This is a genomic window from Sorangium sp. So ce281 (assembly GCF_051527395.1).
In the GTDB taxonomy this organism is placed as follows: domain Bacteria; phylum Myxococcota_A; class Polyangia; order Polyangiales; family Polyangiaceae; genus Sorangium; species Sorangium cellulosum_B.
In genome coordinates this window covers 3,680,176-3,693,023 of the sequence record NZ_CP150322.1, presented here as the reverse complement: position 1 = coordinate 3,693,023, position 12,848 = coordinate 3,680,176, and the positions used below count along the sequence as shown (strand labels likewise).

The window sequence follows — 12,848 nt, the reverse complement described above, 5'->3', positions numbered from 1 at the left end:
CGAGGTGGATGCACCATGAGAGGCGGGCGCTTCGTCTACTTGGGTCTCTGCGCGAGCGTCGGGGCGGCGCTCTGGGCCTCGGGCGCGTGCTCCGCGACGGCGCGCGACCGGCAGGCGCCTGGCGAGGGCGGCGGCGGAGGCGCGACCAGCGCCACGACCGCGGAGGCGGGCGCCGGCGGACGGGTGGAGTCGACGGGCTCCTGGGCCGATTTCGGCGACGGCGGCGCGCCGGCGGAGGAGGGCCCGTCGCCCGACGAGGACGGCGACGGGTTCACCATCGAGGACGGCGACTGCAACGACGGCGACCCGAACGTCAACCCAGGCGCCGTCGAGGTCGTGATCACGGAGCCCGACCAGAGCGGCGCGGTGCCCGAGCCGGCCGACGAGGACTGCGATGGCGTGATCGACAACGCGCCGCCGGCCTGCGACAGGAACATCGCTCCTGCCGATTTCGACGCCATCCACGGGGCCCACGCGATCGACCTCTGCGCCAAGGCGTCGCCCGGGGACAGGAAGTGGGGCGTGCTGAGCGCGCAGTACGTGCGCGGCGACGGCTCGCCCGCGGAGCCCTCGCCCGCGGTGGGCGTGCTCGATTCCTTCGGCCCCAACGTGCGCCCGCAGGGCGGGGCCCGCCTGCTCGTCCTGTCCTCGGGTCGCGCCCGGATCGCCCGGTGGCCGGGCTCGTGCAACGCGGATAGCTGCAAGAACTACGGGCCGGGCGAGGCGCCGCCCGGCTTCCCGCAAGGCAGCCTCGAGTGCGGTCCCTCGGCGAACATCAACGACGACATCGCCCTCGAGCTCGTCCTCCGCACGCCGACGAACGCGACAGGCTACGAGTTCGCGTTCAAGTTCTACACCTTCGAATACCCCGAGTTCGTCGAGGACTGCTTCAACGACCAGTTCGTCGCCCTGGCGACGCCGGCCCCGCCAGGGTCGCTCAACGGCAATCTCTCGTTCGATAGCCTTGGCAACCCCGTCAGCGTCAAACTCAGCTTCTTCGAGGTCTGCGAGGCGTGCCCGCTCGGGACGGACGAGCTCGAGGGCACCGGCTTCGGGCTCTGGAACGACGCCGGCGCGACCGGCTGGCTGCGCACGCGGGCCCCGGTGACCGGCGGCGAGGAGCTCAAGCTGCGGTTCATGATCTTCGACACCGGCGACGAAAGGCTCGACTCGACCGCGCTCGTCGACGGCTTCAAGTGGGTCGCGAACGGCGGCACCGTCCCGCTCGAGACCGCGCCCGTCGAGGATCCCCGGTAGCGCCCCGGCGTCCGGACGACCCGAGCCCTCCGGATCACGCGCGCCGGCCGCGGCGCGGCGCGAGGTGGACCGCGCGCCGTGGCCGGCGCGATCCCGTATTTTACGACAGGGATTGTTGCGCAAAACGATACAATACCGCGATGCTGCTCCCTTCCTTGGAGAACCTCGCCTGCTTCGAGGCCGCGGCGCGGACGCTGAACTTCCGGACCGCAGCGCGCGCCGTCGCGCTCAGCCCCGCCGCGTTCGGCCAGCGCATCCGGCAGATCGAGGAGCAGGTCGGCGCTCCGCTGTTCGAGCGCACCACGCGCCGGGTGCAGCTGACGCCGCGCGGGCTCGCCTTGCTGCCGCGCGCCCGCCAGTGCCTGGCGCTCGCCGAGGACTGCCTCCGCAGCGCGATGGGCCCCGCGCCCGCGCCGGTCGAGCTGACGCTCGGCACGCGGTTCGAGCTCGGGATGTCGTGGCTCGTCCCCCAGCTCGGCGCGCTGACGCGGCGGCGCCCCGAGCTGACGCTCCACCTCTACTTCGGCGCCTCCGACGACCTGCTGAAGCGCCTCTACGACCGCAGCGTCGATTGCGTCGTCACCAGCGCGCGCTGGAGCGCCACGACCCTCGCGGCGGAGACGCTGCACGAGGAGCGCTACGCGTTCGTCGCCTCCCCCAAGCTGCTCCGGCGCGAGGCGTTCGCCCGCCCGGAGCACGCGTCGCGGCACTGCCTGCTCGACATCGACCCGACCATGCCGCTGTTCCGGTACCTCGCGGATCAGGCGGGCGGCGCCGGCTGCTTCGCGTTCGCGCGGCACCGCTGGGTGGGGCTCGGCGCCGCCATCAAGGCGCTGGTGCTCGCCGGCGAGGGCGTCGCCGTGCTGCCGCGCCACATGGTCGCCGCCGAGCTCCGCGGCGGCAAGCTGAAGCGGCTCCTGCCGTCCGCGCCCCTCGCGCGCGATCACTTCCGGCTCATCTACCGGCGCGACGACCCGCGGACCTCGCTCTACGCGAAGCTCGCCGAGTCGCTGCGCGCGGTGCCGATCCAGTGAGGCGCGCGCTCGCCAGCGCCGCGCGGAGCGGGCTGAGCGGCGTAGACTCCCGGCCGAGGACCATGAGCGAGCTCCCCGGCGCCAGCGCGCGCCTCCCCGCGACGCCGATCACGGCGCAGGACATCAACGGCGGACCGGACCCGGAGCGCCGCGCCCCCTTCGTCATCACGACGCCCGGCGTGTACGCCCTCGTGGAAGACGTCGACTGGGTGGCGCCGGACGCGAACGCGCGGGCCATCACGATCGCGAGCGATGACGTCACCCTCGACCTGCGCGGCAGGACGCTGCGGCAGATCGACCCTCCGGCGCCCGTCCTCGCCCCCGGCCCGGGCGCGAGGCCTTGCCGGGGCGAGGTCGTCTCCGGGAACGTGGGCGTGTTCGCCGAGGGGAGGACGCGGCTCGTCATCAGGAACGGCAGCGTGCTCGGGATCCAGGGGGTGGGGATCGCCGCCAGGGCGTGCAGCCAGCTGGATCTGCTCGATCTGTCGGTCCGGCGGTGCGGCGGCGACGGCGTGTTCGACACGGGCTTCCTGTGCCGCAACGGCGGGATCTTCGTGATGGGCGCCCGGGACGCGGCCGGCGGCGTCGCCTTCGCAGCAGGGATCCGGATGATCAACTGCGTGTGCTCGGAGAACACGAGCCGGCTCGACTTCGTCGTGACGCTGGGCGCGCTCGTCCTGTTCTGCGACGACGTGCAAGTCAAAGGGTGCGTGTTCAACCGCACGGCGAACACCAGCGCCCAGCCGAGCGGCGTGCAGTTCAACGTCGTCGGCGCCGACTTCGTCATCTGCCGCAACGTGCTCGTGGAGGACTGCGAGGCGCACGACAACACGTCGGGCGGAGAGCCGGCCGGCTTCTTCGCGTGGGGAGAGAACTACAAATTCCTGCGCTGCAGGGCGAACCGGAACTTCACGCTCACCGGGAACCGCGCGTGCGGATTCAACATCTCGACCACGAGCAACCTGGAGATGGTCGAGTGCGAGGCGGACGGGAACTACAACGCGAACCCGGCCGCGTCCGCCGATGCGGTCAAGGACTTCTCCGCGCTCGGCTTTCGCATCGGCAGGGCGGTGTACCGCGGGCTGATCGAGGGCTGCCGCGCGCTCGGCAACCACGGCGCGAGCGCGAACGCGCCCGCCGGCGGCTTCGCGCTCCACTCGACCCGCCACGTGGTGCTGAGGCGCTGCGTGGCCGTGGGGAACAGGAACGCGAGCGGGACCGCCGAGGACGACGGGCTCGCGGCCGGGTTCATCGCCTCGACGCCGCTCGCGGATCCGCAGGGCGGCCTGGTGGGCGGCGAGGGCAACGCGTTCGTCGACTGCATCGCCGACGGCAACACGGTCCACCGCGCGCCCCTGTTCGTGCAGCCGCCGGCCCCGCCCGTCGACGCCGGTCCGTCGCGCGGCGATCCGCAGAAGGGCGCGGGGTTCCTGCTCGACACGCAGCGCGACGCGCGGATCATCGGCTGCCAGTCCGCGAACAACGACGGCAAAGGGATCTGGCTGAGGGCCTGCGCGCGCGCGCTGGTCGAGGGAAACACGCTGTCGAGGAACACGCTTTACGGCATCCAGGACGAGGATCCCGCGGGGCTCAGCGCCTTCACCGGCAACCGGGCGCACCTCAACGGGTCCCGGCACCGCCACAACTACGTCGGCCTGCCGCCGGGCACGCCGGTCCGCAAATGGACGCTCGGCTCCCATCCCCTCGACGGCCCTTCGGACGGGATAGCCAACCTCAGCACCCGGCTGCCCTGAGGGCCGCGAGCGCCTCGCGCCGCCGCGCGGCGATCACCGGCCACGGGCGAGCGCGCCCGGCGAGCGGCTTTCGTGACGCCGGCCTCGCCGCCTCTCCGCCTCGCTCGCGCGCGCGTCAGCGATTCCCGTCCTGCGGCTGCTCGACACGCGCCCGGATGGCTGCGACGGCGCGCGCCGAGCCGTCCAGGTTCTCCGCGTTGAGGAGGCTCTTCGGAAGCGGCAGCTTCGGCCGGAGGAACACCTCGAGGGACAGGCGCATCGACTGGGCGTCGATCTTCTCGAGCCGCCAGGTGGCCTGGAGATCTTGCACATTGCCGGAGATGAAGCGGGATGAGTACGTCTCGACGCCATCCTCGACGACCGGCTTCTGGATCTCGATGCGCGCCCACATCGTGACCGCGCCCGAAAGGGCCGAGACCTCCATGTAGAGATCCCACCCGCCCGCGGGCGTGCGCCCGAGCAGGCGGCACTTCTTGTAGTGCGGCATGAACTCCGGATAACGCTCGAACGAGAGCACCGCGGCGCGCACGCGCTCCAGCGAGCCCTTCACGACCACCGTCGACCGTCCACGCGCGAATCCGGTGCTTCCGATCGGGACTGCCATGCTCGTGATCCCGGTCGTATCGGGCGCCGGCTGCGCGCGCTCGGCCTGCTCGCCGTCGCTCGTGGCAGCCGGCAGGACATCGCCTCTGTCGCGCTGTGCCGGCAGGCGCGGTACATCCAGGTTGATCCCCCGTTCCCCCGTGCTGCACGCGGCGGCCGCGAGGGCGAGTCCCCCGGCGAGCGCGCGCGAGATCGGTGCGCGATGGCCGGTCGTGGTCGAGCGAGTTCTCCGCATGACGGCCCAGCTTGCCAGCGACGTGCCGGCCGCCCCCATCGCCCCGATGATACCGCGCGACACATCCGCGCGGGCCGCCCCCCACGCTGCCACCGAGAACGGATCACCCGCCCATCGAGCGCGGAAAACACGAGCTCCCTCCGGACTCTCCACGAGTGCTCGGAAGGCCCCCTGTCTCCTCCTTCCCGCTGCTATCGGCTAGGATTCGCCTGAGAGGTAGGCTGTCAAGCTGGGAATGGGGACGCCGGTCGGGCGGCCGAACTGCCAGTCCGCCGACTCGACCCCGACGCCGCCGATGTCGAGGTGGATGAACGGCAGCGCCCCCCCCTTGAGCCCCGAGGCGATGTCGAGGAACGCGAAGGGGAACTGGTGCCCGCGCGGCGTGTTCACCGAGGCGAGGCGGTTCGAGGACACCACGTCCTCGGCGCTCGATCGGGGCGCCACGAACGCGTAGTCCTCGCGCCGCGGCCGGGCGCGCTCCATCGGCTCGCCCCAGCGCTCCGCGAGGACGTCGAGCCTGTCGAGCTCCGGCCGCGCGGCGGAGTTGCCGATCGCGCCGGTATAAGGCCCGTGGGCGCGGTAGACGTGCCCGGTCAGCGTCGCGACCGAGAACACGATAGGGTCGGCCGCGCCGCTCATGGCGAGCTCCCGCCCGAGCGCGAGCAGGTCAGCCAGGATGAGGCGGCCCTCGGCGTCGGTGTTGCCGATCCGAACGCGCACGCCGGCGCGGCTGCGGATGATCTCGTCGCTCACATAGGACTCCTCGCCGATGCTGTTGCGCACGAGCCCGAGGAGCCCGACGATGCGCACGCCCTCCAGGCCGAGCGCCGCGGCCGCGCGCACGAGGCCGGCGACCGCGCCGGCGCCGCCCTTGTCCCGGGACATGCCGGCCATGTGCCCGTCGGTCTTCAGATCGACGCCGCCCGTGTCGTAGGTGACGCCCTTGCCCGCGAGCAGCACCGTTCGCCGGATCTCCCCGCGAGGCCTGTAGTCGAGCCGCACGACGCACGGCCGGTGCCGCTCGACGACCCGCGACGCCCGCGAGACCGCGCTGATGAGCGGATAGTCATCGACGTTGCGCTCGATCTTGACGAGCACCCCCGTCCTGGCGAACGCCGCCTCGCACATCTCGGCGACGCGGCGGGGCGCCATCCGCTCCGGCTCGGTGCCCGTGATGTCGCGGCAGAGCGCCCGACCGACCTCGATGGCCGCGATCTCGCGGGCGCGGGCCTCCGACAGCCCGAGCACCGCGACCGACTCGGCCGAGCGCGGGGCCATCTCCGCCTCCCGCGCCTCGAGCGGCGTCCACTGGCTCCCGAGCGCGGCGAGCGCGCCCACCTCCACGGCCCGCGCGAACCGCGGCGCGGCGCCCACCGGAGCGCGCACGACGAGCAGCGGCCGGCTCGCCCCCGCGTCCACCGCCCGCGCGAAGCCGGCCGCAGCGGCCTCCGCGACGGAGCGGACGTCATCGATGTCCTCCGAGAGAGGCCCCATCGGCGCGAGCACCAGGCGCCCGCCAGGCACCCCCGGCGCCGGCAGGACGAGCGGAGCACTCTTGCCCTCGAGCGCGGAGTCGACGCGCGCCGCCGCCTCGACCACCGCGCCCACGGCGGACCCGAGCCCCCCCGCGTACTTCGCGATGGGCGATGGCGCGACGAGGACGACAGCATCACACGCCGCGATCGCCGCGTTCGACTCCGCGAGGGCGTTGGCGGGCAGCCCCGCCAGGGAGGTGACATGGACCATGGCGGCGAATGATGTCACATGGGTCAGCATTTTTGCAGCACCCGTCGCCGCCGATAGGGCACCGACATGCGCCCCGAAGAGCAGGCATGGCGCGCGGCCATGGCGCGCAGGCCTGGCGCGCGCGCCGCGCTCGGCGCGCGCCATGCCCGCGCGGCGAGCGGCCCAGTGCGCTCGTCCGCCCCTGCGGTCACGCGCGAGGCGGCCGGCGTCGAGCTCCGCGCCGCTTCAGGAGAAGAGCACGACGCTGCGGATCGACTCGCCTTCGTGCATGAGGTCGAAGGAGTGATTGATGTCGTCGAGCGGCATCGTGTGGGTGATCAGCTCGTCGATCTTGATCTTGCCCTCCATGTACCAGTCGACGATCTTGGGAACGTCGGTGCGCCCCTTGGCGCCGCCGAACGCGGTGCCCTTCCAGACGCGCCCGGTGACGAGCTGGAAGGGGCGCGTGGCGATCTCCTCGCCGGCCCCCGCGACGCCGATGATGATGCTCGTTCCCCAGCCCTTGTGGCAGCACTCGAGCGCCTGGCGCATCACCTTGACGTTGCCGATGCACTCGAAGCTGAAATCGGCGCCGCCCCGGGTCAGATCGACGAGGTAGGGCACGAGATCCCCCGCCACCTCGCTCGGGTTGACGAAGTGGGTCATGCCGAACCGCTCGGCCAGCGCGCGGCGCTTCGGGTTGATGTCGACGCCGACGATGATGTCGGCGCCGGCCATCCGGGCGCCCTGGATCACGTTCAGCCCGATGCCGCCGAGGCCGAAGACCACGACGTTGTCGCCGGGCCTCACCTGCGCGGTGTTGATGACGGCGCCGATACCCGTCGTCACGCCGCAGCCGATATAACAGACCTTGTCGAACGGCGCGTCCTCGCGGATCCTGGCGACGGCGATCTCGGGCAGGACGGTGAAGCTCGAGAAGGTCGACGTGCCCATGTAATGGTGAATCCGCTCCTTGCCGATCGAGAATCGGCTCGTTCCGTCCGGCATGAGCCCGCGCCCCTGCGTGGCGCGGATGGCCTGGCAGAGGTTGGTTTTTCCGCTCGTACAATAAGAGCACTGCCGGCACTCGGGCGTGTAGAGGGGAATCACGTGATCGCCCTTCTTGAGGCTCTTCACGGACGGCCCGACGTCGACGACGACGCCCGCGCCCTCATGGCCGAGGATCGCGGGGAAGAGTCCCTCCGGATCCTTGCCCGAGAGCGTGTAAGCGTCGGTATGACAGACGCCCGTCGCCTTGATCTCGATGAGGACCTCGCCCTCGCGAGGGCCCTCCACCTGGACGTCCTCGACCGTCAGCTTCTCGCCGGCCTTGTGGGCCACGGCTGCGCGCGCTTTCATGATCGGTGGTTCTCCTCCCGCAAGCGGGGCGTTCGGGGCCCGAGCGGCGCCCGAGCCCCTCCAATAGCCGGGCGGGGAAGCAGGTTTCAAGGGGAACCCCGCTGGCGCCGCCCCGCCTCGCCCCCCCGTCCAGCCTGCCCGCATTGCGCCGCCCGGCCTGCCCGCATGCGCAGCCCGCTCGCTGCCCGCGCCCCCACCCGAGGATGGCGTTCGCGTGACAGCACGCGTACGATCACCCCGCTGTCCTTATGAACACACTCCGTTGCCCACTGGGTCTCCGCGCGCTCATCACGACAGCCGCGCTGGTCCTCGTCGCCTGCACCGGCGAGAGCCCGCCTGCTGGCGAGGCGGCCGGCAAGGGCGCTGGCGGCGCCGGCGGCGGCGGCGGCGAGAGCGCCTCCTCCGAGGGGGGCCATGGAGGACAGGGAGGCGCGCCGAGCGACACCGTGGCGTGTGTCGACGAGTGCCCCGCGGAGAGCGCTGGTATCACGATCGGCTGCAAGAAGCGCTTCATGTTCGGAATGAACTACGCGTGGCACAACTTCGCCGGCGACTTCGGCGGCATCGCCGCGTGGGACAAGCGCGGCGTCGCGGCCGAGGCGGAGACGCACGCGAAGAACCTCGCCGACATCCGTGCTCACGGGGCGAGCGTCGTGCGGTGGTGGATGCTGCCGGAGATCCGGGGCGAGAGCGTCGTCTTCGACACGAGCGAGAACCCGACCGGCCTCGGCGGGACGGCGCGGCGCGACGTCCAGAAGGCGCTCGAGCTCGCGGAGCAGGCGGACGTCAACCTGGTGTTCTGCCTGTTCTCGTTCGACAACTTCCACCCGACCCGGCTCGACGCCGACGTGAAGACCATCGGTATCACCTCCATCGTGAAGGACGCAAAGCGGCGCGCGAAGCTGATAGACAAGGTCGTCCGGCCGATCGCCAGGGCCGTGGCGCAGAGCCCCTACCGGCACCGGATGGTCGCGTGGGACGTGATCAACGAGCCCGAGCTGGCCATGACCGGACCGAGCCCGGACGACGGCCCTCGCTACGAACCCGACTCCCAGGTGGACCCGGTCGAGCACGCGCAGATGGCGGCGTTCCTCGGCGAGGCCATCCAGGCGCTGCGCGCGGAGAGCACGGCGCTCGTCACGATCGGCTCGGCGTCGATGAAGTGGGCGCAGTCCTGGCGCAACACCGACGTCGATTTCTACACATTTCATATCAACGACCGGGTCAACCTGTACTGGCCATACAACCAGTCGCCCAAGGACTACGGCATCACGGACAAGCCCGTCATCATGGGAGATTTCCCCATCGCCGGCCTGGCGACGGCCGCTTTGCCGACGCTCCTGGAGAGCTGGTACAGCCAGGGATACGCGGGCGCGATCAGCTGGGCCTACAGCGACGCGACCACGGCCGAGCTCGAGACGATCAAGGCCTTCGCCGACGCGAAGGGCTGCGGCGTGACGTACTGAAAGCCCCTCTCACGACAGCCAGTAGTCGACGAGAGACGCGCCCGTCACGTCGTGGGCGACCCCGGCCGCGATCGCCCACTGGGCCAGCGCGCGGCCGAGCGCCGCCATGGTCGTGAAGCGCCCGTCAGGGTCCTTGGCCAGGCCGCGCTCGATGATCTCCCAGAGCCGCGGGTGCAGCTCGAGGGCCTCCGGGCGCGGCGGGGCGGCGCGCAGCACGTCGTGCACGATGGAGATGCTGCTCGGGCCGCCGAACGGGCGACGGCTGCTCACGAGCTCGTAGAGCACGACGCACGCGCTCCACACGTCGGCGCGCGCGTCCGACTCCTGCCCGCCGCGGACCTGCTCGGGCGCCATGTAGGCCGGGCTCCCGACCAGCGTTTCCCTCCGCTCGTCGCCCGCCGCGCGCACCGCGGTGAACGCGATCCCGAAGTCGATCAGCTTGGGGACCGTGCGGCGGCCCTCGCGCACGAGGACGATGTTCGCCGGCTTCACGTCCCGGTGCACGACCCCCGCGCCGTGCGCCGCGCCGAGCGCGCCGATCACGGGAAGAAGCAGCTGGACCGCGGAGATGGGCGACATCGCGCCCGACTCGGCGAGCGCCTGGGCGAGCGACCGGCCCTGGAGGAGCTCCATCACCGCGAACGGCTCTCCCTCCTCCGTGAAGCAGAGATCGAAGATCCGCACGGCGGCGCGGTGCGACACCCGCGCCGTCGCCTGCGCCTCCCGGGTCAGCCGCGAGACGGCCTCGGGGACGGCGCAGTCGTGACGGATGAGCTTCAGCGCGACATCGAGGTTCAAGGAGAGATTCCGCGCCTTCCACACGGCGCCCATGCTGCCCTCTCCGAGGAGCTCAGTGAGGCGATAGCGCCCCCCGAGGACGTCGCCTGGGGCGTAGCGCCGCAGCGCGGCGGAGCACGGGTCGTTCGCAGGAACCGCCAGGGCGGCAGCGGGGGGAGGCGCGCCGGCAAGGCCGGTCCGCAGCGTGGCGGGCGGTACGCTCGCCGGGGTGGCCGGAGCGTCGCTCGGCGTCTCCAGCGGCGCGACGTCCCCGCCGTGACGGAAGGCCGAGCCGGACGGCCGCGACAGGCGGCCCGACGTCCGGAGGTCGACGGGCTCGAACGGAGGGCGGTGAGAGGAAGGCCAGCGCGGAGACCGCGGCGAGCGGTACGCACGCTGAGAGGCTCGGCCCCCGCTCGGGGGGCGGGAGCGATTCGACGCGGGATCCATCGAGCCGCCATGTGGCGTCGTGGAGCTGTCAGTTCGGTGGCTGTCCATGTCCTTGCCCACGTGTGCTGCAAGGAGCAGGCCGATGAAAATCGCCTCAGATCCGCCTCTTTCCCGCCCGCCGCGGCGCCGGGATTGCGGTGTGGAGGCATCAGATCCGGCGCCCGCAGCCATCGGCCCGCCCCGGGGGCTGCGCGCCGTCCGCCGCGACCGGCGCGCGCGTCTTCCGCGACCGCGACGCGTCGTCCGCCGGCGCGGTTCCGGGACGAGCGCGCGACCGATCCGTCGGCGCAACGGTCGTCGCACGACGCATTCCCTGCACGCCACACCGGCGCTCGACGGGTACATCGACAGCGGATGTCGGTCAGGATCGCCCGATGGCCAGCGAGGCCCCCACGGGGGCGCGCGCCGGGGTCGCCGTGGCGCGGTCGCCCCCTCGCGCCGCTCAGCGGGCGGAGCCGGGCACGACGCGCCCCTTGAACGCGATCGGCACCTCGAGGGCCCTGGCCGCCTCGACGAGCAGCGCGTGCTCGCTCTCGTGGATCACGCCGTCGGCGGCCACGAGGCGGACGGCCAGCTCGATCGCGGCCTCGCGCATCCGCACGTCGGGCAGGCGGACGCGCAACGCCGCGAAGCGGCCGCTCCTGCCCTCGTCGCGCACCGAGCGCTCGATGATGGAGAGGAGCGACTCCACGAGGTCGGCCCCGATGCGCCCCTCGCTCATGGCCATCACGTGCCGCGCGAGCTCGGCGCGCTCGGCCTCGTTGATGGATCCGTCAGCGTAGGCTGCGAGGAACATGATCTCGACCATCGCCTCGAGCCTGTTGATCTCGAGGTGACGAAACGAAAGCTGCGTTTCTTCCATCATGAGGTCCTCAGGATAGCGTATCACGGCCGCGCTCGACACAGCGCCCCTGAGCCCGCTCAGTAACGGCGCTCGCCGCGCGGCAACGGCGCTCGCCGCGCGGCAACGGCGCTCGCCGCTCAGTAACGGCGCTCGCCGCGCGGCAACGGCGCTCGCCGCTCAGTAACGGCGCTCGCCGCGCGGCGACGGCTTCCAGGAGCGCGCGGCGAAAGTTCTCGTCGAGCGCGACGCCGGTCGGTGCTCAACTCTCCCCACCATGAGCACAACCACCCCGACCGACCTCTTCCTGTCGCTGACGCCGCACAAGGTGATCGAGGCCGTCGAGGCCGCGGGCGTCCACTGCAACCGCGTCTGCTACCCGCTGAACTCGTTCGAGAACCGCGTCTACGAGGTCGAGCGCGAGGATCGCACCCGCGTCATCGCCAAGTTCTACCGGCCGGGGCGCTGGACGCGGGAGCAGATCCTCGAGGAGCACCGGTTCCTCGCGGAGCTCGCGGACGCCGAGATCCCCGTCTGCCCGACGCGCCCGTTCCCCGACGGCGAGACGCTCAAGCAGATCGACCACATCCCGTACTGCCTCTTCGAGCGCATGGGCGGCCGCGCCCCCGACGAGCTCGGCGACGAGCTGTTCGTGCGCCTCGGCAGGCTCGCCGCCCGCATCCACAACGTGGGCGCGGCCAGCGCCGCCGAGCACCGCGTCCGGCTCTCCGCCGACACCTACGCGCGCGAGGACCTCGGCTGGCTCGTCGAGCGCAAGCTCATCCCCGCGGCCGTCGAGCGGCGGTACCTCGCGGCCGCGCGCGCCGTCGCGGACGCGGCCGAGGAGCGCCTGCGCGGCGTCGACGTGCACCGCATCCACGGCGATCTGCACCCGGGCAACCTGCTCCTGCGCGACGGCGCGCTCCGCGTGCTCGACTTCGACGACATGGTCGTCGGCCCCGCCGTGCAGGACCTGTGGCTCCTCCTCCCCGGCCGCGACGAGGCCGCCCGGCAGCAGCGCGAGCTCTTCATCGAGGGCTACGAGGAGCTCCGCCGCTTCGACCGCTCGACCCTCGGGCTGATCGAGCCGCTCCGAGGGCTCCGCATGATCCACTACGCGGCGTGGATCGCGCGGCGATGGCACGACCCCATCTTCCCGAGGACCTTTCCGCACTTCGGCACGGAAGCGTACTGGCGCGAGGAGGCGAGCGCGCTCGAGGAGGTGCTCCAGCTGACGCGCGACGGAGACACGGGCGGCCCCGGCGGCGCCGCGGACGAGCCGCCGCCGAGCGGGGGCAAGTACTTCTGGGACCTGAACTGACCAGCGGGGCGCAGCCGCGCCGTGCC

10 protein-coding genes are annotated in these 12,848 nt (G+C 72.2%); 5 read left to right on the top strand and 5 right to left on the bottom strand.

The annotated features are described in order from the left end of the window. Positions 1-15 precede the first annotated feature (15 nt). The 3 genes from WMF27_RS14105 (at position 16) to WMF27_RS14095 (ending at position 4,045) form a co-directional block, all read left to right on the top strand. On the top strand, positions 16-1,257 hold the full coding sequence (locus WMF27_RS14105) for a putative metal-binding motif-containing protein (protein ID WP_437768355.1): 1,242 nt from the start codon (positions 16-18) through the stop codon (positions 1,255-1,257). Between the two features lie 140 nt (positions 1,258-1,397). Further along, positions 1,398-2,291 carry a LysR family transcriptional regulator gene (locus WMF27_RS14100; RefSeq protein ID WP_437768356.1) on the top strand — a complete coding sequence of 298 codons (894 nt, stop codon included), beginning with the start codon at positions 1,398-1,400 and terminating at the stop codon, positions 2,289-2,291. A gap of 62 nt (positions 2,292-2,353) precedes the next feature. Further along, entirely contained in the window at positions 2,354-4,045 is a 1,692-nt protein-coding gene (locus WMF27_RS14095) for a right-handed parallel beta-helix repeat-containing protein (RefSeq protein ID WP_437768357.1), read from the top strand. Between the two features lie 115 nt (positions 4,046-4,160). Here WMF27_RS14095 and WMF27_RS14090 read toward each other — a convergent pair whose 3' ends face one another. The 3 genes from WMF27_RS14090 to WMF27_RS14080 all read right to left on the bottom strand — a co-directional run bounded on the left by WMF27_RS14090 (position 4,161) and on the right by WMF27_RS14080 (position 7,967). Continuing rightward, the gene (locus WMF27_RS14090; RefSeq protein WP_437768358.1) at positions 4,161-4,883 is read right to left on the bottom strand and encodes a type II toxin-antitoxin system RatA family toxin; all 723 of its coding nucleotides are present in this window, start codon (positions 4,881-4,883) and stop codon (positions 4,161-4,163) included. A 198-nt stretch (positions 4,884-5,081) separates the two neighbouring features. After that, complete coding sequence (locus tag WMF27_RS14085; protein ID WP_437944188.1) at positions 5,082-6,629, bottom strand: aminopeptidase; 1,548 nt, start codon at positions 6,627-6,629, stop codon at positions 5,082-5,084. Between the two features lie 225 nt (positions 6,630-6,854). Further along, positions 6,855-7,967 carry an S-(hydroxymethyl)glutathione dehydrogenase/class III alcohol dehydrogenase gene (locus WMF27_RS14080; protein WP_437768360.1) on the bottom strand — a complete coding sequence of 371 codons (1,113 nt, stop codon included), beginning with the start codon at positions 7,965-7,967 and terminating at the stop codon, positions 6,855-6,857. A 248-nt stretch (positions 7,968-8,215) separates the two neighbouring features. Here WMF27_RS14080 and WMF27_RS14075 point away from each other — a divergent pair, with 248 nt between their 5' ends. Continuing rightward, positions 8,216-9,433 (top strand): hypothetical protein, encoded by a 1,218-nt coding sequence (locus WMF27_RS14075; protein ID WP_437768361.1) that lies wholly within the window; start codon positions 8,216-8,218, stop codon positions 9,431-9,433. Between the two features lie 9 nt (positions 9,434-9,442). On the opposite strand, the gene WMF27_RS14070 is transcribed toward WMF27_RS14075, so the two are convergent. Together WMF27_RS14070 and WMF27_RS14065 are read right to left on the bottom strand one after the other, a co-directional pair. Continuing rightward, on the bottom strand, positions 9,443-10,336 hold the full coding sequence (locus WMF27_RS14070) for a serine/threonine-protein kinase (RefSeq protein ID WP_437944530.1): 894 nt from the start codon (positions 10,334-10,336) through the stop codon (positions 9,443-9,445). 766 nt (positions 10,337-11,102) lie between these two features. Continuing rightward, positions 11,103-11,525: a tellurite resistance TerB family protein gene (locus WMF27_RS14065; RefSeq protein ID WP_437768362.1), complete on the bottom strand. Its 423-nt coding sequence runs from the start codon at positions 11,523-11,525 to the stop codon at positions 11,103-11,105. 253 nt (positions 11,526-11,778) lie between these two features. On the opposite strand from WMF27_RS14065, the gene WMF27_RS14060 reads away from it, so the two are divergent. Further along, positions 11,779-12,822 carry a serine/threonine protein kinase gene (locus WMF27_RS14060; protein WP_437768363.1) on the top strand — a complete coding sequence of 348 codons (1,044 nt, stop codon included), beginning with the start codon at positions 11,779-11,781 and terminating at the stop codon, positions 12,820-12,822. Positions 12,823-12,848 lie beyond the last annotated feature (26 nt).